Genomic DNA, 23867 nt, shown 5'->3' with positions numbered 1-23867 from the left:
GTATGATAGACACCAAACCAAACATTCTTTTAATATATACTGGTGGTACCATTGGAATGATTAAAAACCCGAATACAGGAGGTTTACAAGCTTTCGATTTTAGTAATTTATTAAAAAGAATTCCAGAATTAAAGTTGTTGAGTTGTAATATTTCAACAGTTTCTTTTGAAGAGCCTATCGATTCCTCTAATATGAATCCAGAGTATTGGGTGCAAATGGCCGAAATTATTGAGTCTAATTACGACTCTATAGACGGGTTTGTATTATTACATGGAAGTGATACTATGAGTTATACGGCTTCGGCTTTAAGTTTTATGTTAGAAAATCTAAACAAGCCAGTTATTTTAACAGGGTCGCAATTACCAATTGGAGATTTGCGTACAGATGCTAAAGAGAACTTAATCACCTCTATACAAATGGCGTCTTTAAGAAAAAATAATAAACCAGTTATTAGAGAAGTAGGTTTGTATTTTGAATACAAATTGTACCGGGGAAATAGGACCACAAAAATAAATGCAGAACATTTTGAAGCTTTTGAATCTTTTAATTACCCCAATTTGGCAGAATCTGGCGTTCATATGAAGGTGAATAAGGAGGCGCTTTTAAAGCCAAATTCTAAAAAAAAGCTAATAGTTCATAAAACATTGGACACAAATATTGCCCTTATAAAATTGTTTCCTGGTATTTCTAAGTCTGTTTTAGAGTGTATTATTAATAATAATAGTTTAAAAGGAATTATTATAGAAACCTACGGTGCAGGAAATGCTAGTACGGAATCTTGGTTTATTTCTTTAATAAAACGAGCAATCGATAGAGGAGTTCACGTTATAAATATTACTCAATGCTCGGGAGGAAGCGTAATAATGGGGCAGTACGAAACAAGTTCCGATTTAAAAAGAACAGGAGTTATTTCAGGAAAAGACATGACAACGGAGGCTGCAGTGGCTAAATTAATGTATTTATTAGGAGAAAATATATCGCCTAACACCTTCAAAACTATATTCGAAACCTCGCTCAGAGGAGAAATTACATAAAAATTAACGAACAAAATTTTTAGCTTTCAAAAGTTTTTTTGTTATTTGCCTAACGTATTGCTAAATAAAATAATTAGAGAGGTGGCCGAGTGGTCGAAGGCGCACGCCTGGAAAGTGTGTATACCTCAAAAGGGTATCGAGGGTTCGAATCCCTTCCTCTCTGCTGTTATTTTTATTTGTTAATCGTATTTTTTTTATATCTTTAACACTTTAACTAATAAAATTAAGAACAAGAACAATGAAAAGATTATTTTCTATTCTAGCCATTACTGTAATGATGGCTTTCGGAACTGTTAATGCAAATACAACTGCAAACATAACAGCATCAATAGCAGCAACTGTTGCTAGTATATCACAAGATGAAGTTGCTACTGATGAAGCAACAACTGAAAATCTTGGATTTCACCAGGAACTAAAAAAACGTTTTATAGAAGGTGGAGCCGGATTTATGGGAATCGTTCTATTATGTTTAATTCTTGGATTAGCAATTGCTATTGAGAGAATTATCTTTTTAAACCTTTCTACAACAAACACTAAAAAGTTAACTCAAAATGTAGAAGATGCATTACAATCTGGTGGTGTAGAAGCTGCTAAGGAAGTATGTAGAAACACAAAAGGTCCTGTTGCCTCAATTTTCTATCAAGGTTTAGATAGAACAGACGAAGGTTTGGAAGCTGCTGAAAAAGCTGTTGTAGCTTACGGTGGAGTTCAAATGGGTCAATTAGAGAAAAATGTATCTTGGATTTCGTTATTTATTGCTTTGGCACCAATGTTAGGTTTCATGGGAACAGTAATCGGGATGATTCAAGCTTTCGATAAAATTGAAGCTGCCGGAGATATGCAACCTTCTCTTGTTGCAGGTGGTATTAAAGTAGCACTTTTAACAACTGTATTTGGTTTAATAGTAGCTATTATACTTCAAGTTTTCTACAATTACATTATTGCAAAAATTGACAGCATTGTTAACGATATGGAAGATGCATCAATTACCTTAATGGATTTATTGATTAGATACAAGAAGTAATAACAACCTTAAAACACATTATACAATGAGTTTACATAAAATATTAAAAATTGTTGTTGGAATTCTTTCCGTTATAGGATTTGTCCTCGCTTTAATGATTATAAGCGGTAACGAAGGGATGATTGACAATATGTTATATGTTACTTATGTAGTTCTTGCACTTATTCTGGCTTTAGTGCTGGTTTACGTGATTATAGGATTATTTTCAGGTAATATTAAAAAGACGCTAATGTCTGTTGGAGCATTTTTAGTAATTCTAATAATTTCTTACGCAATGTCTTCAGGTACAGATTTAGATCTTACTCCTTTTACAAACAAAGGACTTGACGTTACAGAATCAACCTCTAAATATGTTGGAGCAGGATTGTACGCATTCTATGCTTTAGCTATTATAGCAATTGGTTCTATGGCTTTCTCTGGAATAAAAAATATATTTAATAAATAATTATGGCAAAAAGATCAGCACCAGAAGTTAATGCCGGCTCGATGGCTGACATTGCTTTCTTACTCCTTATATTTTTCTTGGTAACAACTACCATAGAAACGGACTCGGGATTGAATAGAAAATTGCCACCGTTAGATGATAATCAACCGGAAGATGTTATTATTAAAGAGAAAAATATTTTTCAGCTTAATGTTAATAAAAACAACCAATTGTTTTTAAAAACAGGAGGAGAAGAAAAAGTAATTCAAATTAAAGATCTGCGTAAAGCTGCCGTTGCCTTTTTAGATAATGGTGGTGGAAAAGGTCCAGATGCTTGTAAGCGTTGTCAAGGAAAGAAAAACCCAAGATCGTCTGATAACTTTCAAAAGGCTATTATTTCGTTACAAAATGATAGAGCTACCAAATACGATACGTATATAGCTGTACAAAACGAAATAATTGCAGCTTATAATGAGCTTAGAAATAGAGAGTTTAAAAGAAGCTTTCCTAATTTAGGAATAAGCTTTGTAGAGGCAGATCATCGTTATTCTGACCCGAGAACTTCTCCAGAGGAAAAAGCTAAACTAAAAGATAAATTAGAAGAAATTAAACTTTTAGTTCCACAAAAATTCTCTGAAGCAGAACCTAAAAAGTCTAATTAGATAAACAAAAAATATGTCTAAATTTAAAAAGAAAAAAGGAGGCGATTTGCCAGCAGTGAACACAGCTTCTTTACCTGATATTGTATTCATGTTATTATTCTTTTTTATGGTTGCTACTGTTATGAGACAGAACACCTTAATGATTGATAATAACTTGCCATTTGCAGATCAGGTTGAGAAACTCGATAAAAAAGATTTAGTAATGTATATCTATGCTGGAAAACCTAGTAGTAACTATAAATCAACTTATGGTACAGAAGCAAGAATTCAATTAAATGATAAATTTGCCGAAGTATCAGAAATACCTGCATTTATAGCTTCTGAACGCGCTTCTAAAAGAGAAGAGTTAATTCCATTTTTAACAACTGCCTTAAAAGTAGATAGTGATGCAAATATGGGATTAGTAACAGATATTAAACAGGAGTTACGTAAAGTAAATGCACTAAAAATTAATTATACAACCAAAAAAGGTAATGCCTTACAAGGTTTGAAAAAATAAATATATTCTTAATTTTATATTATTTAAAGGCGTTTTGAGAAATCATGACGCCTTTTATTTTATATTTAATCCTATAATTTTTATTCGTTAAAAATGAAATTTGTACTCTTTTTTTTAATAGGATGGCTTTGTATTACAACTGTATATGCACAAGAAAATGTTGTTATAGACAGTTCTGTCGTGGATACTAAGTATAGAGAAGATCAGTTTTATTTGGCTATTACCTATAACCTTTTAACCAAGAAGCCAAATAATGTAAAACAGACAGGGTTTTCCAGTGGATTTCATTTTGGGTTTATAAGAGATTTCCCTTTAAATAAACGGAGAAATTTTGGACTTGCACTTGGATTAGGTGCTTCCATTAATTCATATAATCACAATATATATATGTCTGAAACTGAATCAGGAGATATTGATTTTATAAACCTAAGTGATGCAGATATAAACTACTCTAAAAACAAATTTAATACTTATCTTCTCGAAATGCCTTTTGAACTAAGATGGCGAACATCTACAGCTACCGAATATAAGTTTTGGCGTGTTTATACAGGTTTTAAAGTAGGTTATTTAATTGCGAATGCAACTAAATTTAAAGGGGATTTAGGCAAAATTAGACACACAAATTTAGATGCATTTAATAATTTTCAGTATGGTCTTACGTTAAGTGCTGGTTATAATACATGGAATTTTCACGTCTATTATTCTTTAAACTCTATTTTAAATAGTGATGCCAGATTAGGTCCTAAACCTATAGATATGTCTTCCGTTAAGTTTGGTCTTATTTTTTATGTTCTATAGCCAGTAGTTTACTAAAATAAGTTGAGGTAGCAACCCAATAAAAAAACCAATGAGTAATTCTATATTGGTATGTGCCTTAAGATGAAGCCTAGAAGTTGCAATGGCACCAATTAATATAAACATAAGCGCTAAAGTGCCGTTAATATTAATACTAAAGTGAATGCTCAAGGCTATATAGAACATAGTAACACCAGAAATACCAATCATATGAATACTTGCTTTAAACTTCAGTATGGCTAGAATAAGACAGGCCATAGTGGAAATTAAAATGCCTACAAAGAAATAATACAACTCGATAATCTCTGTAGCTGGTAAAACTCGGTTTAAAATTAAAACTGCAATACACCCATTAAGAAACAAAGGCAATATGCGCTCTTGTGTACTGTTTAAATAGATGGATTTAACCTTTCCTATGCTCTTTAACAAATAATAAAGTAGAATAGGTAATACAATGGTTAAAATTAAGAGCGAGATGAGTTTTGCTCGAATAATTTCTATGGGAATAAATCTGGGCGATTTTGAAAAGTAAAAAACTACACCTAACATAGGCATAAGAATGGGATGAAATATAAACGAGATACCTTTTAAAAGCTGATTCAAATTTTTATTTAAAATTAATAAAATTATTCTTCACTGAATATGATACATTGGATTTCATCAAAATTCAGGACCTAACTAACAGGCTGAATTTTAAACTATTTAGATTTTTTTACGCAGTCTAGCTACAGAAATTTCTAACTGTTCTCTGTATTTCGCTACTGTTCTTCTGGCAATAGGGTAGCCTTTTTCTTTTAAAATTTTGGCTAAAGCGGCATCTGTATAAGGTTTTCTTTTATCTTCCTTCTCAATAACAGTTTCAAGAATCTTTTTAATTTCTCTTGTAGAAACTTCTTCCCCTTGATCGTTGGTCATAGACTCCGAAAAGAATTCTTTTATCAATTTTGTTCCGTACGGAGTATCCACATATTTGCTGTTTGCAACCCTAGAAACCGTAGAAACATCCATGTCTATCTCGTCTGCAATGTCTTTTAAAATCATTGGTCGGAGTTTCCGTTCGTCTCCGGTTAAGAAGTATTCTTTTTGGTAGTGCATAATGGCACTCATGGTAACAAATAGAGTTTGCTGTCGTTGCCTAATAGCGTCTATAAACCATTTGGCAGCATCTAGTTTTTGTTTTATAAACATCACAGCATCTTTCTGCGCTTTCGACTTGTCTTTAGATTCTTTGTAGCCTTTAAGCATGTTGTTATATTCTCTAGAGACATGTAGTTCCGGTGCATTTCGACCATTTAAGGTTAGTTCTAATTCCCCATCTACAATTTTAATCGCAAAATCTGGTACCACATGCTCCACAATTCGGTTGTTGCCGGAGTAGGAACCACCTGGTTTTGGATTTAGACGTTCTATCTCGTCTATAGCATCTTTAAGTTGCTGTTCTGTTATATCAAATTTTTGAATTAGCTTTTTATAGTGCTTTTTTGTAAATCTTTCAAACGCGTTATCAATAATGTCAATCGCTAATTCAATATCTGGACGTTTTTCTTTTCGGTGTAGTTGAATACTTAGACATTCTTGAAGATTTCGTGCTCCAACACCTGCAGGGTCTAATTGATGAACTATATGCAAGATTTTTTCTAGTTCTTCTTCTGTTGTATAAATATTTTGTGTAAACGCTAAATCGTCCATAATGTCACTCAACTCGCGACGTATATAACCGCTCTCATCAATACTGCCTACTAGAAACTCAGCTATATCAAATTCGGCATCGGTTAATCTAAATGTGTTTAACTGATTAATTAAATGTTGGGTAAACGATGTTCCGGCAGCATAAGGCATGGTTTTTTCTTCGTCGTCGCTACTATAATTATTAGCTTGTGTTCTATAGTCAGGAACATCATCGTCGCTCAAATACTCATCTACATTAATATCTTCTGCATTTATAGACTCGTTATCATCTTCGTATTCGTTTGTATTATCAAAATCATCATCAAACTCATCAGTTTGTTCTTTCCCACTTTCTAAAGCAGGATTTTCTTCTAATTCTTGTTTTAAGCGTTGCTCAAATGCTTGCGTAGGCAATTGTATCAGCTTCATTAATTGGATTTGTTGAGGCGATAACTTTTGCGATAATTTAAATTGTAAAAATTGTTTAAGCATTATAATGACTTAGTTTCATCTGTTAATATTATTACTTTTTTTGGTCAGATGCCATGCTTTATTGTTATAGCGATTTGATTGCTTCATATCGTTAAAAGCATTTCATATAAAAATAAAAAAAACAATCTATATAAACCTTGAATATAGATTGTTTTGTGAAATATTTATAAATATATAAGAGGTATTTCTATTTCATTATAGAAATGCATTAAATAGACTAGATATACTCAGTATATTTATTTAATAGTTTTCTAGAAATCGGCATTTTGTGGGGTTCTAGGAAACGGAATTACATCGCGAATATTCCCCATGCCTGTGGCAAACATCACCAAACGTTCAAAACCAAGGCCAAAACCAGAATGAACTGCAGTTCCGTATTTTCTTAAATCTAGGTACCACCACAGTTCTTCTTCGTCAATATTTAAAGCTTTCATTTTTTCTTTAAGAACATCTAATCGCTCTTCACGTTGCGAGCCTCCAACCATTTCTCCAATACCAGGGAAAAGGATGTCCATAGCACGAACGGTTTTTCCATCTTCATTTAAACGCATATAAAATGCCTTAATATCTGCTGGATAATCAAATAAAATTACGGGACATTTAAAGTGTTTCTCTACTAAAAAGCGTTCGTGTTCACTTTGTAAATCTGCACCCCATTCATTAATAATATATTTAAACTTCTTTTTCTTGTTTGGTTTACAGTCTTTAAGAATATCTATAGCTTCTGTATAACTTACACGCTTAAAATTGTTTTCTACAACAAAGTTTATTTTCTCAATCAAGCTCATGTCGCTGCGTTCAGCCTGAGGTTTTGTTTTTTCTTCGTCCAGTAAACGTTTTTCTAAAAATTCTAAATCTTCTCGGTTATGTTTTAAAATATAGCTTAAAACCGACTTCATAAAGTCTTCAGCTAAGTCCATATTTCCAGCTAAATCCATAAAAGCAACCTCAGGTTCAATCATCCAGAATTCTGCTAAATGTCTTGAAGTATTAGAGTTTTCTGCTCTAAAAGTTGGACCAAAAGTGTAAACTTTACCCAAAGACATGGCGTAAGCTTCGGCTTCTAGTTGTCCAGAAACTGTTAGATTAGTTTCTTTTCCGAAGAAATCTTCTTTATAATCTATTTCTCCAGTCTCTGTTAATGGTGGATTTTTTAAATTCAAATTAGTAACGTGAAACATTTCCCCTGCGCCTTCAGCATCACTACCCGTAATAATAGGAGTGTGCATATAGTAAAAACCATTCTCGTTAAAATATTTATGAATGGCAAAGGACAAAGAAGAACGCAAACGCATAACAGCACTAAACGTATTTGTTCTGGTGCGTAAATGTGCGTTTTCTCTTAAAAATTCGAAAGAGTGTTTTTTAGGTTGTATCGGATAAGATTCCGGATCTGAATCTCCTAAAATCTCTAAAGAAGTTACTTGAATTTCTACATTCTGACCTTTTCCCTGACTTTCGGTTAAGGTGCCTTTTATAGAAACAGCAGCTCCTGTTGTAATGCGTTTTAAAATGGCTTCGTCTGTGTTTTCAAAATCTACAACACATTGAATATTGTTTAAGGTAGAACCGTCGTTTAAAGCAATAAAACGGTTTGCTCTAAAAGTTCTAACCCAACCTTTAACCTGTACTTCTTGTAAGGTGTTTTGTTTAGAAAGCAAGTCTGAAATGGTACTCGATGTCATAATCTTTTATTTAAAATGCAAAGATAATTCTTTGTAGTAATTTTTATTTATTATTTTCTATTTGGTCATCATCCTCATCATCATTGTTATCATCTGGGATAATATTAATGGAAGGCTCTTTTAAGACTTCTTTATTGGCAATTCTTCTTTCTAAGGATAGCAATAAGGATGGCAACAGTAATAAGTTAGAAAGCATGGCGAATAATAAAGTAGCAGAAACCAAGGCTCCTAAAGCTACGGTTCCTCCAAAACTAGAAACAGTAAACACAGAGAATCCGAAGAATAATACAATAGATGTATAGAACATGCTTACTGCTGTTTCGCGAAGTGCGCCATAAACAGATTTTTTAATTTTCCAGTGATTAGCCTGTAATTCTTGTCTGTATTTAGCTAAAAAGTGAATGGTATCATCCACAGATATTCCGAAGGCAATACTAAAAACTAGAATCGTGGAAGGCTTTATAGGAACTCCCAAATAGCCCATTAATCCCGCTGTAATAACTAGAGGTAATAAGTTGGGAACTAAAGACACTACAATCATTCTAAACGAACGGAACATATATGCCATTAGTAAGGCTATTAATATAATAGCTAAGGATAAGGAGAGCGCTAAATTTTTAACTAAATACTTGGTTCCTTTTTGGAATACCAAGGCTTTTCCTGTAATGGTAACATTGTATTTCTCTTCTGGAAAAACTTTATCTATTTTAGATTGAAGGTCGTCTTCTATCCGCTCCATTCTATCCGTTCCAATATCCTTCATAAATGTTGTTATACGAGCGTATTGGCCCGTACTATCCACAAAGTTGGTTAACAAATCGGTGTTAGAAGTAGAGTTTTTAGCATAGCTGAAAATAAAATTACTTTCTTGAGATGTTGGCAATTGGTAGTATTTTGGATTCCCATTATAATACGCTTGTTTAGAGTATTTAACAAGACCTACAACAGATATGGGTCTGGAAAGTTCTGGGGTTTCTAATATTACTTCCTCCAGTTGGTCCATACGTTTTAAAGTGGCTAATTTCATAACGCCCTTTTTACGTTTCGTGTCCACCACAATTTCAACAGGCATAATCCCATTAAATTCTTCTTCGAAAAAACGGATGTCTTGGAAAAATTCTGCTTCCTCCGACATGTCTTCTATTAAACTCCCGGATATTTTTATTTGATAGATACCTATCATACTTACAATTAATAGTATAATAGCAGTAATATAAATAGTAACACGTCTGTGTTTTACCATGCGCTCTATCCAATTGGTAAATCCACCTATCCAACGTTTATTTAGATGTTCTAAATGTCTGTCTTTAGGATAAGGCAGAAAGGTGTAAATAATTGGAATAATTAAAATACACAAGATAAAAATGGAGATAATACTTAGAGAAGCTACTATTCCAAATTCTTTTAAAAGTGTACTTTGGGTTAGCATAAAAGTTGCAAAACCAGATGCTGTGGTCAAGTTGGTTAATAAGGTGGCATTTCCAACTTTAGTAATAACTCGTTGTAAAGATCTTACTTTGTTTCCATGAAGTTTAACTTCATGCTGGTATTTGTTTATTAAAAAGATACAGTTAGGAATACCAATTACAATTATTAGGGGAGGTATTAAGGCTGTAAGAACAGTTATTTCATAGTTTAGAAAACCTATAATCCCAAAGGTCCACATAACTCCAATACAAACAACCAGTAAGGAAATTAGCGTGGCTCTGGCAGATCTAAAAAAGAAAAAGAAAATTAAAGAGGTAACAATTAAAGCAAGAGCAATAAATTTCCCAATCTCGTCTATAATGTTTTGAGCGTTTAAAGTACGCACATAAGGCATTCCTGAAATCCGTACATCTAAGCCAGTGGCCGCTTCAAAAGCTTCAACTCTTGGTAATAATTGATCGAAAACAAAATCTTTCCTAGCAGCTGTGTTTACAATCTCTTTTTTAAGATAGATTGCAGAACGAATTGTTTTTGTTTTTTTATTGAACAGAAAGTTATCGTAGAACGGGTATTTTTTAAATAACTCGTCTTGCAGCGTATCTAACTGTGTTAAATTATGAATGGAATCCTTAATAAAAGGCTTTAATACAAATTTTTCTTTTTCGGTGTCTTTTAATAGCTTTTGAAGGTCTTTAATAGATACAACAGCTTCAACATCGTCCAGATCTTTAAAAGATTCTGAAAGGTTGTTCCAAGCATTGAAGTTTTTAACTGTAAACAGGCTAGAGTCTTTAACACCAAGAACAATAAGGTTTCCTTCTTCCCCAAAAATCTTTAAAAAATCGTTATAGACTAGGTTTACCTCATGGTCGTCGGGTAGTAGGTTAGCCTCGGTATAGGTAAAACGCATGTTTTTCCATTGGGTACTAAAGAGTAGAGTAACCAAAACAATACCAATAAGTATAGCAATCTTATTTCTAAGAATAAGACGCGCAACGACATCCCAAAAACTTTTTGTAAATAATTTAAACATATTAAAAATAAAACAGGCGCAAAGTTAGGCAAAAGCAATGTATTTGCTAACCGATTTTAGGTATAATGTCTTGTTAAAATGAATCTTTACAAAAAAGCGACCTAAAAATGAATGGGAATTTTTTAAATTGGTTTTTAATCTTCGAGTAGCAGATTTTTTATAGAAAGATAACGGGAATAAAAGTTTTAGAAGATGGATAGAAATTTAACACAATAAAAAAAAAGCGACTTGTGGGTCGCTTTTTTGTTATACAGTCATAATTTCTTTTTCTTTTACCTCAAACAAGGCATCGGCTTTTAGAACGTATGAGTCAGTTAATTTTTGAACATCAGCTTCTGCATTTTTTTCAAGATCTTCAGAAATATCAGATTTTTTAATATCGTCGTTAGCATCTTTTCTAGCTGTACGTATGCTTATTTTTGCATCTTCGACTTCGGCTTTAGCTTGTTTTGCCAAATCACGTCTGCGTTCTTCCGTTAATGGCGGCACGTTAATGATAATGGTATCGCCATTATTCATCGGGTTAAAACCCAGATTAGCATACATGATACCTCGTTCAATTTCTTGCAGCATGTTTTTCTCCCAAGGCTGAACCGTTATAGTTCTACCATCAGGTGTGTTTACGTTGGCAACCTGACTCAGCGGGGTTTGAGATCCGTAATAGTCTACCATGACACTTCCTAACATAGCAGGACTTGCTTTTCCAGCACGAATGTTTATAAATTGTTTCTCTAAATGCTTAATAGCAGCATCCATAGATTCTTTTGCCGTGTCTAATATAAATTGAATGTCTTCGTTCATCTTTAATTTTTTTTAATCCTTATTTTAAAAATAAGTTAAACGTAAAAGTACGTATTATAAATTAACTTTGGTTCCAATATTTTCGCCAGAAACTACTTTTAATAAATTTCCTTTTTTGTTCATATCGAAAACAATAATAGGTAATTCGTTTTCTTGACTTAAAGTAAAGGCAGTGGTGTCCATAACTTTTAATCCTTTTCTCAATACATCGTCAAAAGATATATGGTCAAATTTTGTAGCTTTAGAGTCTTTTTCAGGATCGGCATTATAGATACCATCAACGCGAGTTCCTTTTAAAATGACGTCTGCTTTAATTTCTATAGCTCTTAGAACAGCAGCCGAATCTGTTGTAAAATATGGATTTCCTGTTCCTCCACCAAAAATAACCACACGTCCTTTCTCTAAATGTCTTAAAGCGCGTCTTCTAATAAAAGGTTCGGCTACTTCTTCAATATGGATGGCTGTTTGCAGTCTGGACTGTACATCAGCATCTTCTAAAGCACTTTGTAAAGCCAGTCCGTTAATTACGGTTGCCAACATACCCATATGGTCTCCTTGTACTCTGTCCATACCGTTGCTTGCGCCTGCAACACCCCTAAAAATATTGCCGCCACCAATTACTATGGCAACTTCAATACCTAGTTCTTTAATTTCTTTAATGTCTCTAGCGTATTCTGCTAAACGTACGGGGTCAATTCCGTACTGTCTGTTACCCATTAGGGCTTCACCTGATAATTTTAAGAGAATTCTTTTGTATTTCATGTGTTTTTTAGATGAATATTATTCCTGTTTCAAGAAGAATAAAGGTTTTGCAAAGCTACATAAAATTTTTATTTTTTAAATTTTTAAAAATTGAGATTTTATAAAAAAAAAACCACTACATCTATAACAGAGTAGTGGTTTGTATTTTAAGCTTTCCTGCCTTCCTGTCTGTTTGACAGGCAGGTGTTGGAACTTATTATTCTCCTACAGAGACACGTTTAAATCCGGTAACTTCAACATCACCAAAAGATTTAACATATTCTGCAACAGTTTGCTTTTCATCTTTAATAAACTTTTGATCTAATAGACATTGCTCTTGATCTAAAGTGGTGTTATCTGAGATGAAACGCTCCATTTTTCCTGGAAGGATTCTATCCCATATTTGTTCTGGTTTTCCTTCAGCTTTAAGTTCTGCTTTTGCATCTTCTTCAGCTTTAGCCAATACTTCTGGAGTTAATTGAGCCATAGAAATAAACTGAGGAACGTTTTTAAGAGTTTTACCCATACGTCCTCTTTCAATATTGTCTTTTTCTATAACAGCAATTCTAGCTTCAGTTTCAGAAGCAATAAAATCTGCATCAAAATCTTTGTAAGACAAAGAAGTTGCTCCCATAGACGCTACTTGCATAGATAGGTCTTTTACTAAAGTTTCAGCATTTTCTACTTTAGAAGATAATCCTACTAAAGCAGCAATTTTATTAATGTGTACATAAGAACCTACATAAGGAGCTTCTAATTTTTCAAAAGCAGTGATGTCTAATTTTTCACCAATTACTCCTGTTTGTTCTATTAATTTATCTGCAACAGTCATGCCTCCAAAGTCAGACGCTAAAAAGTCTTCTTTAGAATTAAAGTTGATTGCTTTTTCAGCCAATTCGTTAGCTAATGCTACAAAGTTTTCGTTTTTACCAACAAAATCTGTTTCACATCCTAAAACAAGAGCAACACCAACCGTGTTGTCGTTGTTTATTTTAGAAATAGCAGCACCTTCAGAGTTTTCACGATCTGCTCTTTTTTCTGCTACTTTTTGTCCTTTTTTACGAAGAACTTCAATAGCTTTATCAAAATTCCCTTCTGCTTCTACCAAGGCTTTTTTGCAGTCCATCATTCCTGCACCTGTAGCTTGTCTTAGTTTATTTACTTCTGCTGCTGTAATCTTTACCATAGCTTCCATTTTGTATTTAAAATTTAAAAAAGTCGTTCAACCTTACTTTCAGAAAGAAAAGAATAAACGACTTATTAATGTTGTGTTACTTACTTTTTATTCTTCCTCTTCTTGAGCTGCTTTCTTTTTAGGAGCTTCTTTTTTAGCGTCTGCTTTAGGAGCATCTGCTTGTTTAGAAGTTTCTTTTTCAGCTTTTCTTTCAGCTAAACCACCTGCGATAGCATCTGTAACGTGAGTTAAGATTTTATTTATTGATTTAGAAGCATCATCATTTGCTGGGATAACATAATCTACTTGACGTGGATCTGAGTTGGTATCTACCATAGCAAAAATTGGAATGTTTAATTTTTGAGCTTCTGCAATTGCAATGTGTTCACGTTTAATATCTACAACAAATAGAGCTGCTGGTAAACGCGTCATGTCGCTAATAGAACCTAAGTTTTTTTCTAATTTAGCACGTTGACGATCTACTTGTAAACGTTCTTTTTTAGATAAAGAATTAAAGGTACCATCTTTCTTCATTCTATCAATAGTAGCCATTTTTTTAACAGCTTTTCTAATAGTAACAAAGTTAGTTAACATTCCACCTGGCCATCTTTCTGTAATGTAAGGCATGTTGATGTTTCCTGCTTTTTCAGCAACAATATCTTTTGCTTGTTTTTTTGTAGCAACAAATAAGATTTTACGACCAGAGGCTGCAATTTTTGCAAGTGCTGCTCCAGCTTCGTCCATTTTAGCTGCTGTTTTGTAAAGGTTTATAATATGGATGCCATTACGCTCCATATATACGTAAGGAGCCATGTTTGGGTCCCATTTACGTGTAAGGTGACCAAAGTGTACACCTGCTTCGAGTAAGTCTTTTACTTCTACTGCCATTTTGTAATAGTTTACGTTCTGTTGAATTAGCAATGATTTAGTGGTCTTTTTTTAAAAAAAAATCGCCTGAACCATTTAGATGCTAAACTAAATCCAGATTTCCTGATTTTAAAGAAATCTTGGACAACAATAACTGAGTTATATTTTTTGTTTTTTTCAACAAGATGGAGAGACTTAAAGTAAAGATGTCCCATCTTGTTGAAGATATATTAACGTTTAGAGAATTGAAATTTCTTACGAGCTTTCTTCTGACCGTATTTTTTACGTTCAACCATTCTTGGGTCTCTAGTTAATAAACCTTCAGGTTTTAAAGTCAATCTGTTTTCAGGATCTAACTCGCACATAGCACGAGATAAACCTAAACGGATTGCTTCTGCTTGACCTGTAATACCACCTCCATATACATTTACTGTAATATCAAAGTTGCCATCATTGTTAGTCAAAGCTAAAGGTTGGTTTACTTTATACTGCAAAGTAGCAGTAGGAAAATAAGCCGCTAAGTCTTTTTTATTAATCGTGATGTTTCCTTTTCCTTCGGCAACATACACACGAGCAACAGCCGTCTTTCTACGGCCAATTTTGTGAATTACTTCCATGTTATTTGAATTCTTCTAGGTTAATTGTCTTTGGTTTCTGAGCTGCATGAGTATGCTCTGAACCAACAACAACATTTAAATTACGGAATAAATCTGCACCTAATTTGTTTTTAGGTAACATTCCTTTTACTGATTTCTCTACTAATCTTGCAGGATCTTTTCCAAACAATTCAGTAGCAGTTAAACTTCTTTGACCACCTGGGTAACCTGTGTGACGAATGTAAGTTTTATCGTCCCATTTGTTTCCTGATAAGTTGATTTTTTCTGCATTGATAACAATTACGTTATCTCCACAGTCAACATGTGGTGTGAAGTTAGGCTTATGTTTTCCTCTTAAAAGTTTTGCAACTTTAGAAGATAAACGCCCTAGGCTTTGACCTTCAGCATCAACTAAAACCCACTCTTTATTAACAGTAGCTTTGTTTGCTGAAATTGTTTTGTAGCTTATTGTGTCCACACTTATTAAATTTTTTACCACGCGCGATGCGCAGTAGATTAAACATTCCTCTCTTTTTAAAGAGTTTGCAAATTTACGATTATATATTTGATTACCAAATAGTGGGGAAAGTTATTTTTGATAACTTTGTTTATATCTTTTTCTAGGTTTATTCTTAATCGAAAAATTTTAATTTAAAAACCATGAGCTAATTAACCAGATTAATAAATTGAATGACGGTAAAGTCTTCTTTTTATGTGTAGGTTGTCAATTGTAATGGTAATTGATAAAAATAAGACTTAATAATGATACAACTGTGTAACTTTAATATAACCAGGTATAATTGCCGTTGGCAACGCCAGAAATTGCAGTAAAAAAAGTTACCATATATATGGTGTATATAAATTTTAGTTTTTGAGGAATGTAATTTTGGTCGTACCTAAATATTTCTCTATTTAATGGAGCCAATAATTCTACGCTTTATATTATCCAACAGAAAGTTTAGCAGCATCTTTCCATAAATAATGAGGCATTGGCTCTTGAAGTTCCCAATTAATACTCATTGGTTTAGCTCCTTTGTAGTCTTTTAGTTCACCCTCACCAATAAATACATACCCCATACTTTTACCATATTCATTTTTAGCTTTTTCTCTAACAAAAAGTAAAATACGTTTTTCTGTTTTTTTATGATTTATATAAGATAAGCCTTTACCTAAGTCTGGTCTAGCTGAGTTTTGAGTTTGCCAATGGAATAACAATTCATTTACTGCATAATCGTCATACATGGTTGTTGGTGAAAAGTTCTCTTCTGATTTGATGAGGTTGATAAATAATATTTCGGTATTAAGATCCTTGTTTTCTGCAGTTCCCTCTCTGTTAGATGATTTCTTTTCGAAGCTGCTAAATTGAAAAGCAGCTAAAATTTGGTCTCTTGTATAGCGACTATGTAATTTTAAAGGTTGTTTATATGGAAGGTCTATTGGTAATTCTTTGAAGTTTATATTTTCAATTAATAACTCTATAACCTCTTTTATTTCTTCAACTAAAACTTTGTTGGCTCCAATTTGATGAATGCTTTTTTCTAAAGAGCTAAAACCACCTTCTTTTTGCCAAATATCATAATGTAACATTAAGAGCATGGTCTTTTCGGTTTTATTAAAATTTGAAATATTGATGTTGAAATCCTGTTGAGCAAGTTTTAGAATAAATGTGAAGTAGCTTAAAGAATTCGTAGAAAGCCACTTGTTAGAAATAGCTGATGCGATTTCTTTTTCGTTTTCAGAACTAAAATCATCTAGCTTACCAGCAAGGTTGCAAAGTCGTTTCCAACTACCTCTTTTGTAAATAGAAGATAAAGGAATATTGTAAAGCTTACTAAAGTTGGTGATTGTTAGAGGTGAATGTGTGTCGTGCTGAAATTGTTGTATTCTTTGGATTAATTTGTTTTTATTTAAAGACGTAGCTGCTGTTATGTTTTTTAAGATAGTAGTTTTTGCTTTTTTCTCTAAAATAATAGAACAGCCTAAAGGTAAATGGGGGAAATTATCTTCTACTTCTTTAACAACGGTAGTATTTGTTTTACCAATTAGTGCTCTAAACTTACTTTCAAAATTGTATTCAGAATGAGCATTTCCAACAAAGTCTAAAACAGTTAATGAATCTTTTTCTTCATATAAACGTAATCCTCTTCCTAATTGTTGAAGAAAAATAGTTAAACTTTCGGTTGGTCTTAAAAAGAGTAATGTGTCAATTTGAGGAATGTCAATCCCTTCGTTAAACATATCAACTACAAATAAATAATTGATTTCCTTTTTTTCTAATTTTTGACGAATAGCAGTTCGGTCATTACTATTATTACTTGTTAAATAATCAGCTTTTAGTCCAACTAAATTAAATTTTTCAGCCATGTACCGAGCATGTTCCATAGAGACACAATAACCTAGCGCTCTCACATCGTGTATGTCTTTTGTGTATTTTTCTAATGCATCGATAATTTCTCGGACTCTTCTGTCACTTTCTGTATAAATATTGGTTAACTCACTGGCAACATATTTCCCTCTTGCCCAACCTACATTTGATAAATCAATACTATCCGTAATGCCGAAATATTGAAACGGACAAAGTAATTTTCTTTTTAAAGCTTCCGGTAATCTAATTTCAGCAGCGATTTTATTATGAAAATCTTCTAAAATATCTCCCCCATCCATTCTTTCGGGAGTTGCTGTTAGTCCCAGAAGTATTTTTGGTTTAAAGTAGTCGATAATAGCTCTGTAGCTTTTCGCTGCTTGGTGATGACATTCATCTATTATAATGTAGTCATAATAATCGGGTGCTAATCCTACAGTTTCAAGTTGATTGTTAACTGATTGTACAGATGCGAAAACAAATTCAAAATTATTAGGGACCATTCCATCAACCCATAGTTCACCTATATTATTGTTTTTTAAAACACCTTGAAAGGTTGAAAGTGATTTTTGTATAATCTCTTTTCTATGAGCAAGGAAAAGCAGTTTGGATGATTCGTTATTTTGTCTAAAACGTTTATAGTCGAATGCGGAAATTACAGTTTTTCCTGTTCCAGTAGCGGCAACTACTAGGTTTCTATATCTGTTGTGAACGGTTCTTTCTACTTCTAGTTTTTCTAAAACTTCATTTTGATATGGAAATGGTTTAATGTCGAAATAAGCAGAAGTGTTTTCGTAGGGCTTACTAAATTTACTTTGCTTTAAAGCGCTTATAAGTTTGTCTTTATGTATGGATTCATCAAATAATTCAAAATCATCACTCGCCCAATAAGCATCAAATGTTTTTTGAAATTTACTTATAATATGACTAACTTCCTTTGTTGTTACTTTTAAATTCCATTCCAAGCCATCTGTAAGTGCAGATCTTGAGAAGTTTGAGGACCCAATATACGCTGTGTGATATCCAGTGTCTCTGTAAAATAAATAAGCCTTTGCGTGTAATCTTTCGTTTGAAGTATTATATGATATTTTGACTTCTGTGTTTGGTAATCTAGAAAGTAATTGAATGGCTTTATAGTCGGTTGCTCCAATATAAGTTGTGGTTATAACTTTAAGTTTTCCACCGCGCTCTGTAAATTCTCTTAATTCATTTTCAAGAATAATAATCCCTTTAAACTTTATAAAAGAAACTAATAGGTTTATTTGATTAGATGAGAGAATCTCTTTCTTTAATTCACTTTCAAGAGATAAACCTGCATTTCCTCCTGTAAATAATTCACTTTGTGTAAGTCTAGTGTATGGTGTAATCTCTCTTAAGTGAAGGTCTAAGTCTGAAAAATGTGCATCTGCTTTAGAGAATACAGCTTTTAAAATTTCACCTTCAACACTTACTAAGTCATCATCAAATTCTTGCTTGTTTAGTTGTTCTTTTAAAAGCTTGATGATTTTGTTAGCAATTTCAATTTGTTTGTCAATCTTATTAACTCCCTTGACAAGTTGAAAAGCATGTTTTAAAGTTTTTGAAAGATGTTTTGATAGTACATCTGAAGCTTCTTCTTTATCTATTTCACTTTTCTTAATAAAAAATTTATCTCTATCGAGTTCATTTATTTTTTCAGTTACAAGTTGTGTGACTAACCCTTCATATATTCCTTGATTCATAACGCTAATAATTCTTTTACTACAGGCAAATCCGCCTCCGCCCAATCTAAACTAGGTAAGTCTCCTTTGTTTACTAATTTGTAATCTGCATGCTCTCTTAGTTTCAACTCCCCAGAAACATAATCGGCAAGAAAAGGAATTAAAGTGATTTTAAAATCAGGATAGGCATGAGTAACCGGAGTCAGTCTTTCCTTTAAATCAATAGTCAAGTTAAGCTCTTCTAAAACTTCCCGCTTTATGCAATCAATTTCCGTTTCTCCTGCTTCAATTTTGCCACCAGCAAATTCCCATTTTAACGGAAGTTTCATGGTTCCACTTCGTTGTACGGCAAGAATTTTTTCATCAAAACGAATGATGGCGCAGGTAACAAGAATAGTTTTCATAATAATTCGCTCCCCAACCAATTAATTCCAAAATCTATTTCCATATCAAAAAGGAGTTTTGGTATAAAAGCATCTTAGTTTTTAATTTCTGGGTTCTAAATTAATGAAAATAATACTCATGGCAACTTTTATACTGTCTAGAAAAAAGCTTGAATTTATGTGTTCTTTACATTAGGCTTTGAAACACTCTGGAAGACTGTGTTAAACGGATTAGTAATTCTTAATTATGCAAGTCTGTCTAAAAACGTGTCCATGTTTTAAGACTCTTTAACAGAACGCGTTAATCTTGGGTTAATCCCCTGAATATATTTGGGGTAGGAGGTTATTCATCTTATATTAAGTAATAAGAATTAATAACATATAAAAATTATATAAAAATGGATAACTTAAATAGAAAGACCGTTGCAATTTTGGCAACCAATGGATTTGAAGAAAGTGAATTAAGAGAACCAAAAAAAGCCTTAGAAGAAGCTGGCGCTGAAGTACATATTGTATCTCTGGAAGCAGGGGAAATAAGAGGATGGAAAGATGGAAATTGGAGTAAGTCTTATAAAGTAAATAAAACACTAGACGAGGTTTCGCAGAAAGATTATCATGCGTTGATGCTTCCAGGTGGCGTTATTAACCCAGATTTATTAAGAAATAATGAAAAAGCAGTGAGTTTTGTAAAGTCGTTTTTTGAAAACAAAAAGCCTGTTGGTGCTATTTGTCATGGACCCTGGTTACTGGCAGAAGCCGATGTGCTAAAAGGACGAAAAGTAACATCTTACAGCTCGATTAAAACGGACATTAAAAATGCAGGAGCCAATTGGGTAGATAATGAAGTGGTAGTAGACCAAGGTTTAGTTACTAGTCGTTCGCCAAAAGATTTACCTGCCTTTAATGCTAAATTGGTAGAAGAGGTTTACGAGGGGAAGCATAAGATGCAAACTGCTTAGAATATCACATATTAAAAACTAAGAACTAAACTGTTCTTGATAAAGAAAACGATTCTTCTGGAATCGTTTTTTTTATATATTCTTAGAATTAAACTTTTGTTAGTGCTGTTCCTTTATGGGTGGCAATATGTTCGGATTTATCGCTTTTTATTTCGTATTGGGGGTCGTTATCACTGGCATGATGCGTATAACCTTTATAATCAAAATCTGAATGATGAACTTTAATAATTTTTCCACTAACATGCCCGGCTTCGGAGTTCCATGTTACATGATCTCCAACTTTAAAATGTTTCATAATAATTGTTTTTTAAAATTTAAATATTTCGCATAACATAATCAGTTATTCTATCGCATCTACCAAACCCGAATTCAAAAACTTGTTTTTTATCGGCCATAGCATAAAGCGAATCTTTAAGCATGATTTTAGAACGATGCAATCTTACTTTTACATTGGCAACTGTTAAATCTAATACGGTTGCAATATCTTTTAAACTCATTTCTTCTACTTCCTTCATAATATAAACGGATTTATATTTGCTGTCTAATAGGTTGATTGCTTTTTCTAAAAGTTGCTTTGTTTCCATCTGAATTAATTTGTCTTGTGGATTTAGCTGTTTGCTGTCTGGGAGTTCTAAAATGCTGTTTTTTAAATGGTCATCAGGCGTTTCTCTTAAATGGTATAATTTACCTTTTTCTCTTATTCTAGCTAGGGCTTCGTTAATTCCAATTCGAATAAGCCAGGTAGAAAAAGCAGCATGTTGTTTAAACTGATACAACTTCGTATAAGCCTTAATATAGCTATTTTGCATAACATCTTCAATTTCTGCCTCTTCGCTTAAATACCCTCGTATTACCCGATATAATTTCTGATTGTTTCGTCTAACCAGAATTTCGTAGAGTTCTTTTTCACCTTTTAAAATACGGGTAACAATGTCATTCTCTTTTATTTTATGATTATTATAATCGTTGATATCTATTACCTCCATAATCTGTCTTTTCTATTTAGATTCAAAAAGGACATTTAAGTTACAAAATTTTGTAACCTTTTTAAAAAATGAGAATCAAAAGCTTGAAAGAAATTTATAAACAATTAAAAACTACAATTATGAATACTCAAGTGGAATTAGTAAAAAACTTATTAAAATATACCTATGGTATTGTGCCAATTGTTGCAGGGCTGGATAAATTTGCCAATATTTTAACTAATTGGAGTGCGTATGTTTCAGATGGATTAGCTGGAATCTTGCCTTTTGAACCTACTACTTTTATGATGCTTGTGGGCGTTATAGAAATTTTAGCAGGTGTTTTAGTTTTTACAAAAACAAAAATAGGAGCATATATTGTTTCGGCTTGGTTAAGCTGTATTGCTTTAAGCTTAATTTTTAGTTGGACTTATGTGGATGTAGCCGTTAGAGATTTGGTTATGGCTATTGGAGCATTTTCTTTAGCTAAACTATCAGAAAACAGACAAACTAATACTATTAAATAGATAGTAGTTAAGATGAAGTTTAATGGAACTATATTCGTTTAATATCTATGTGCTTTTAGGTTGAGATAGAAAGAACTAAGGCAAGTTAAAAGCGTTTCGCGTGATAAATAATTTAATTTTAGCTAGCAGGATTTACTAGTTTAATTGAATTTTAACCAAGGTTTCTAAGGTCAAATATTTATATATTTACCCAATTCAAATATATTTATATTTTTAAAATACTAAGAAACTATGCTAAACAATAGAGGTCAGTTGCTTTTCCTGTTGGTTTTAACCTTGTTTTTTTCTTGCAATAAAGATGATGAAAATAGTGGTAAGACTCAGTCAGATATTTTTGTAGCTCTGCCTACTAGTCCCGTAAAACTTATAAATACAGATGGGACGTGGCTTGTGTATGAAATGCATATTATTGCTCCAAAGATGGATCGGGTAAATGTTTTTTATAATGATACTCAATTACTTTCATATACCCAGTTTATAACTAAGGGCAATGCCCATATAGCAAGTATTTGGCTTGAATATCCTGAGGCAGGTTGGGACAAAGAATTGCTAAGACATAATTTTGAATATAGAGATGCAGCTAATAACCAAAAATCTTATGTCTATAACTTAAAAATAGACCAACAGTATCCAGATCCTGCTACCGTAGCGTTTCCCGTGCCTCAAGGAGTGTGGTTGGCTGAGGGAGCTCCGAGTGCTTCTTCTTATCATACCAGAGCTATTTTTCCGTATAGCGAACCAGTATTTGACTATGAGCAGCAAGGTTATTTAATAGGAAATAATCCACAGCGCTATGCTATAGATTACGCGATGTTAGTAAATGGTCTTCCTTATATTAATGATGGTAAAAACCTAACAGATTGGTACTGTTATAATTTACCAGTCTTGGCTGCTAAAGGTGGAAAGGTAATCTTTACTGAAAATAGTATTCCAGATAATACAACTCCATTTGAATTAGATTATCCAACAGATATTACAAATGCTAATGGAAATGTAGTTTTTGTTGAACATACCGATGGAACTATTGGTACTTATTGCCATTTGGTGCCAAACTCTATTGTGGTAGAGGTAGGAGATATAGTAACTACAGGGCAAGAGCTAGGACGTTTAGGAAATTCTGGAAACTCTTTTGCACCACATTTACATATGCATGTATTACTAAATCCAGAAGGGAAAACTTTAGAAAGCTATGAAGATGGGTTTTTTATGGAGAGTTCGCCATATAAATTTGCCCAGTTTGCAAAGCTTGGAGATGTGGCTCCTGGGTTTTTAGATCAAACTCCCATTGTGCCTTTTACGTCAAATACCTCAGAAGTCTACTCAGATATGCTGCCTTCAGAAAGTGATGTTATTGAGTTATAAGCGATAATAGAAATGAAAAAAAGCATCCCTTCCAGGTTTAATGGAGGAGATGCTTTTTTTTATGCATTTTTTAAAGAAGGTTTATGCTTTTCCTTTGTCGGCACAACAAGCCATTTTGCAATCTTCTTTACAAGCCATTTTCTTGTCGGCAGACGTTTCAGATGCTTCAGCTTTGTCTTTACAACAATCTTTTTTGCAGTCTTTGTCACATGCTTTCTTTTCAGCATCGGCATTTTCTCCAAAATTATCTACTGTGTGCATATCTGTTACAGAATACATATCTCCCGCTTTCTTTACAACCTCTTTTAAAGAAGTGGCATTTACTTTTGCTTCGTCGTATTCTACCATAGCCAATTTCTTTTCAAAGTCTACAGTTGCAGATTTTACACCTTCCATTTTAGCCATTTTCTTTTCAATGGTTTTTGCGCAACCCATAGCACATGTCATTCCTTCAATAGTGAATTCTGCTTTGGCATAAGTGGCATTTGGATCGAAAGAAGTCACTTCTTCTGTGCTTGTTTCAACTTCTACCGTTTTTATTTCTGGTGTAGTTTCGTTTTTACAAGCTGATATAAAAACAGTTAAAAACAATAACCCGATAATATTTTTTAATGTTGTCATTTGTATATTAATAAATTGATTTAGAGACAAAAATACAAATTAATAGTGTTTTCTATATTAAAAAAGAG

At 32.9% G+C, this 23867-nt stretch carries 24 protein-coding genes and 1 tRNA gene; 10 read left to right on the top strand and 15 right to left on the bottom strand.

The annotated features are described in order from the left end of the window. Positions 1-2 precede the first annotated feature (2 nt). The 7 genes from OS188_RS03805 to OS188_RS03775 all read left to right on the top strand — a co-directional run bounded on the left by OS188_RS03805 (position 3) and on the right by OS188_RS03775 (position 4441). Positions 3-1034 (top strand): asparaginase, encoded by a 1032-nt coding sequence (locus OS188_RS03805; RefSeq protein WP_267147491.1) that lies wholly within the window; start codon positions 3-5, stop codon positions 1032-1034. 75 nt (positions 1035-1109) lie between these two features. Continuing rightward, positions 1110-1197, top strand: a tRNA-Ser gene (locus OS188_RS03800). A 75-nt stretch (positions 1198-1272) separates the two neighbouring features. Beyond that, a complete protein-coding gene (locus OS188_RS03795; RefSeq protein ID WP_267147490.1) occupies positions 1273-2058 on the top strand; it encodes a MotA/TolQ/ExbB proton channel family protein in 786 nt (261 codons plus the stop codon). Positions 2059-2083: 25 nt separating this feature from the next. Continuing rightward, positions 2084-2503, top strand: a complete 420-nt coding sequence (locus OS188_RS03790) for a hypothetical protein (protein ID WP_267147489.1) — start codon at positions 2084-2086, stop codon at positions 2501-2503. Positions 2504-2505: 2 nt separating this feature from the next. Beyond that, on the top strand, positions 2506-3144 hold the full coding sequence (locus tag OS188_RS03785) for an ExbD/TolR family protein (RefSeq protein ID WP_267147488.1): 639 nt from the start codon (positions 2506-2508) through the stop codon (positions 3142-3144). 13 nt (positions 3145-3157) lie between these two features. Further along, positions 3158-3643, top strand: a complete 486-nt coding sequence (locus tag OS188_RS03780) for an ExbD/TolR family protein (protein ID WP_267147487.1) — start codon at positions 3158-3160, stop codon at positions 3641-3643. 93 nt (positions 3644-3736) lie between these two features. Then, complete coding sequence (locus OS188_RS03775) at positions 3737-4441, top strand: porin family protein (protein WP_267147486.1); 705 nt, start codon at positions 3737-3739, stop codon at positions 4439-4441. Here the strand turns inward: OS188_RS03775 and OS188_RS03770 are convergent. The 12 genes from OS188_RS03770 to OS188_RS03715 all read right to left on the bottom strand — a co-directional run bounded on the left by OS188_RS03770 (position 4436) and on the right by OS188_RS03715 (position 19389). Further along, positions 4436-5041 carry a hypothetical protein gene (locus OS188_RS03770; protein WP_267147485.1) on the bottom strand — a complete coding sequence of 202 codons (606 nt, stop codon included), beginning with the start codon at positions 5039-5041 and terminating at the stop codon, positions 4436-4438. The two genes, OS188_RS03775 and OS188_RS03770, sit on opposite strands and share 6 nt — an antisense overlap. 99 nt (positions 5042-5140) lie before the next feature. After that, positions 5141-6598, bottom strand: a complete 1458-nt coding sequence (rpoN, locus tag OS188_RS03765) for an RNA polymerase factor sigma-54 (protein ID WP_267147484.1) — start codon at positions 6596-6598, stop codon at positions 5141-5143. A 251-nt stretch (positions 6599-6849) separates the two neighbouring features. Further along, the gene (gene asnS, locus OS188_RS03760; protein WP_267147483.1) at positions 6850-8283 is read right to left on the bottom strand and encodes an asparagine--tRNA ligase; all 1434 of its coding nucleotides are present in this window, start codon (positions 8281-8283) and stop codon (positions 6850-6852) included. A gap of 43 nt (positions 8284-8326) precedes the next feature. Then, positions 8327-10744 (bottom strand): efflux RND transporter permease subunit, encoded by a 2418-nt coding sequence (locus tag OS188_RS03755; RefSeq protein WP_267147482.1) that lies wholly within the window; start codon positions 10742-10744, stop codon positions 8327-8329. A gap of 246 nt (positions 10745-10990) precedes the next feature. Further along, positions 10991-11545 (bottom strand): ribosome recycling factor, encoded by a 555-nt coding sequence (frr, locus tag OS188_RS03750; RefSeq protein ID WP_267147481.1) that lies wholly within the window; start codon positions 11543-11545, stop codon positions 10991-10993. A 54-nt stretch (positions 11546-11599) separates the two neighbouring features. After that, positions 11600-12307 carry a UMP kinase gene (pyrH, locus tag OS188_RS03745; RefSeq protein WP_267147480.1) on the bottom strand — a complete coding sequence of 236 codons (708 nt, stop codon included), beginning with the start codon at positions 12305-12307 and terminating at the stop codon, positions 11600-11602. Positions 12308-12503: 196 nt separating this feature from the next. After that, positions 12504-13472, bottom strand: a complete 969-nt coding sequence (gene tsf, locus OS188_RS03740; protein WP_267147479.1) for a translation elongation factor Ts — start codon at positions 13470-13472, stop codon at positions 12504-12506. A 96-nt stretch (positions 13473-13568) separates the two neighbouring features. Continuing rightward, the gene (gene rpsB / locus OS188_RS03735; protein ID WP_267147478.1) at positions 13569-14348 is read right to left on the bottom strand and encodes a 30S ribosomal protein S2; all 780 of its coding nucleotides are present in this window, start codon (positions 14346-14348) and stop codon (positions 13569-13571) included. Positions 14349-14557: 209 nt separating this feature from the next. Then, positions 14558-14944 (bottom strand): 30S ribosomal protein S9, encoded by a 387-nt coding sequence (gene rpsI, locus OS188_RS03730; RefSeq protein ID WP_267147477.1) that lies wholly within the window; start codon positions 14942-14944, stop codon positions 14558-14560. A 1-nt stretch (position 14945) separates the two neighbouring features. Beyond that, positions 14946-15401: a 50S ribosomal protein L13 gene (gene rplM / locus OS188_RS03725; protein WP_267147476.1), complete on the bottom strand. Its 456-nt coding sequence runs from the start codon at positions 15399-15401 to the stop codon at positions 14946-14948. Between the two features lie 464 nt (positions 15402-15865). Continuing rightward, positions 15866-19006 carry a DUF3427 domain-containing protein gene (locus OS188_RS03720; protein ID WP_267147475.1) on the bottom strand — a complete coding sequence of 1047 codons (3141 nt, stop codon included), beginning with the start codon at positions 19004-19006 and terminating at the stop codon, positions 15866-15868. Beyond that, on the bottom strand, positions 19003-19389 hold the full coding sequence (locus OS188_RS03715; RefSeq protein ID WP_267147474.1) for a (deoxy)nucleoside triphosphate pyrophosphohydrolase: 387 nt from the start codon (positions 19387-19389) through the stop codon (positions 19003-19005). Before OS188_RS03715 ends, OS188_RS03720 begins: the two co-directional genes overlap by 4 nt. Positions 19390-19766: 377 nt before the next feature. On the opposite strand from OS188_RS03715, the gene OS188_RS03710 reads away from it, so the two are divergent. Further along, on the top strand, positions 19767-20327 hold the full coding sequence (locus OS188_RS03710; protein WP_267147473.1) for a type 1 glutamine amidotransferase domain-containing protein: 561 nt from the start codon (positions 19767-19769) through the stop codon (positions 20325-20327). Positions 20328-20415: 88 nt separating this feature from the next. Here OS188_RS03710 and OS188_RS03705 read toward each other — a convergent pair whose 3' ends face one another. Both OS188_RS03705 and OS188_RS03700 read right to left on the bottom strand, forming a co-directional pair. Beyond that, a complete protein-coding gene (locus OS188_RS03705) occupies positions 20416-20622 on the bottom strand; it encodes a hypervirulence associated TUDOR domain-containing protein (protein WP_267147472.1) in 207 nt (68 codons plus the stop codon). A 19-nt stretch (positions 20623-20641) separates the two neighbouring features. Further along, on the bottom strand, positions 20642-21313 hold the full coding sequence (locus tag OS188_RS03700; RefSeq protein ID WP_267147471.1) for an RNA polymerase sigma factor: 672 nt from the start codon (positions 21311-21313) through the stop codon (positions 20642-20644). Between the two features lie 119 nt (positions 21314-21432). Here OS188_RS03700 and OS188_RS03695 point away from each other — a divergent pair, with 119 nt between their 5' ends. Together OS188_RS03695 and OS188_RS03690 are read left to right on the top strand one after the other, a co-directional pair. Then, positions 21433-21816, top strand: a complete 384-nt coding sequence (locus OS188_RS03695; RefSeq protein ID WP_267147470.1) for a hypothetical protein — start codon at positions 21433-21435, stop codon at positions 21814-21816. Positions 21817-22047: 231 nt separating this feature from the next. Further along, positions 22048-23178: a M23 family metallopeptidase gene (locus OS188_RS03690; RefSeq protein WP_267147469.1), complete on the top strand. Its 1131-nt coding sequence runs from the start codon at positions 22048-22050 to the stop codon at positions 23176-23178. A gap of 81 nt (positions 23179-23259) precedes the next feature. Here the strand turns inward: OS188_RS03690 and OS188_RS03685 are convergent, their stop codons facing one another. Beyond that, a complete protein-coding gene (locus OS188_RS03685) occupies positions 23260-23799 on the bottom strand; it encodes a heavy-metal-associated domain-containing protein (RefSeq protein WP_267147468.1) in 540 nt (179 codons plus the stop codon). Positions 23800-23867: the final 68 nt, after the last annotated feature.

Origin of the sequence: Xanthomarina sp. F1114, assembly GCF_026410255.1 — a bacterium.
In the GTDB taxonomy this organism is placed as follows: domain Bacteria; phylum Bacteroidota; class Bacteroidia; order Flavobacteriales; family Flavobacteriaceae; genus Xanthomarina.
Note: the sequence above shows the minus strand (reverse complement) of the source record. Positions and strands in the feature narration are given on the sequence as shown.

Coding starts and splice junctions, on each gene's coding strand:
- OS188_RS03805 (WP_267147491.1), top strand. CDS start 3: ATGATAGACACCAAACCAAACATTCTTTTAATATATACTGGTGGTACC.
- OS188_RS03795 (WP_267147490.1), top strand. CDS start 1,273: ATGAAAAGATTATTTTCTATTCTAGCCATTACTGTAATGATGGCTTTC.
- OS188_RS03790 (WP_267147489.1), top strand. CDS start 2,084: ATGAGTTTACATAAAATATTAAAAATTGTTGTTGGAATTCTTTCCGTT.
- OS188_RS03785 (WP_267147488.1), top strand. CDS start 2,506: ATGGCAAAAAGATCAGCACCAGAAGTTAATGCCGGCTCGATGGCTGAC.
- OS188_RS03780 (WP_267147487.1), top strand. CDS start 3,158: ATGTCTAAATTTAAAAAGAAAAAAGGAGGCGATTTGCCAGCAGTGAAC.
- OS188_RS03775 (WP_267147486.1), top strand. CDS start 3,737: ATGAAATTTGTACTCTTTTTTTTAATAGGATGGCTTTGTATTACAACT.
- rpoN (WP_267147484.1), bottom strand. CDS start 6,598: ATGCTTAAACAATTTTTACAATTTAAATTATCGCAAAAGTTATCGCCT.
- asnS (WP_267147483.1), bottom strand. CDS start 8,283: ATGACATCGAGTACCATTTCAGACTTGCTTTCTAAACAAAACACCTTA.
- OS188_RS03755 (WP_267147482.1), bottom strand. CDS start 10,744: ATGTTTAAATTATTTACAAAAAGTTTTTGGGATGTCGTTGCGCGTCTT.
- frr (WP_267147481.1), bottom strand. CDS start 11,545: ATGAACGAAGACATTCAATTTATATTAGACACGGCAAAAGAATCTATG.
- pyrH (WP_267147480.1), bottom strand. CDS start 12,307: ATGAAATACAAAAGAATTCTCTTAAAATTATCAGGTGAAGCCCTAATG.
- tsf (WP_267147479.1), bottom strand. CDS start 13,472: ATGGTAAAGATTACAGCAGCAGAAGTAAATAAACTAAGACAAGCTACA.
- rpsB (WP_267147478.1), bottom strand. CDS start 14,348: ATGGCAGTAGAAGTAAAAGACTTACTCGAAGCAGGTGTACACTTTGGT.
- rpsI (WP_267147477.1), bottom strand. CDS start 14,944: ATGGAAGTAATTCACAAAATTGGCCGTAGAAAGACGGCTGTTGCTCGT.
- OS188_RS03720 (WP_267147475.1), bottom strand. CDS start 19,006: ATGAATCAAGGAATATATGAAGGGTTAGTCACACAACTTGTAACTGAA.
- OS188_RS03715 (WP_267147474.1), bottom strand. CDS start 19,389: ATGAAAACTATTCTTGTTACCTGCGCCATCATTCGTTTTGATGAAAAA.
- OS188_RS03710 (WP_267147473.1), top strand. CDS start 19,767: ATGGATAACTTAAATAGAAAGACCGTTGCAATTTTGGCAACCAATGGA.
- OS188_RS03705 (WP_267147472.1), bottom strand. CDS start 20,622: ATGAAACATTTTAAAGTTGGAGATCATGTAACATGGAACTCCGAAGCC.
- OS188_RS03700 (WP_267147471.1), bottom strand. CDS start 21,313: ATGGAGGTAATAGATATCAACGATTATAATAATCATAAAATAAAAGAG.
- OS188_RS03695 (WP_267147470.1), top strand. CDS start 21,433: ATGAATACTCAAGTGGAATTAGTAAAAAACTTATTAAAATATACCTAT.
- OS188_RS03690 (WP_267147469.1), top strand. CDS start 22,048: ATGCTAAACAATAGAGGTCAGTTGCTTTTCCTGTTGGTTTTAACCTTG.
- OS188_RS03685 (WP_267147468.1), bottom strand. CDS start 23,799: ATGACAACATTAAAAAATATTATCGGGTTATTGTTTTTAACTGTTTTT.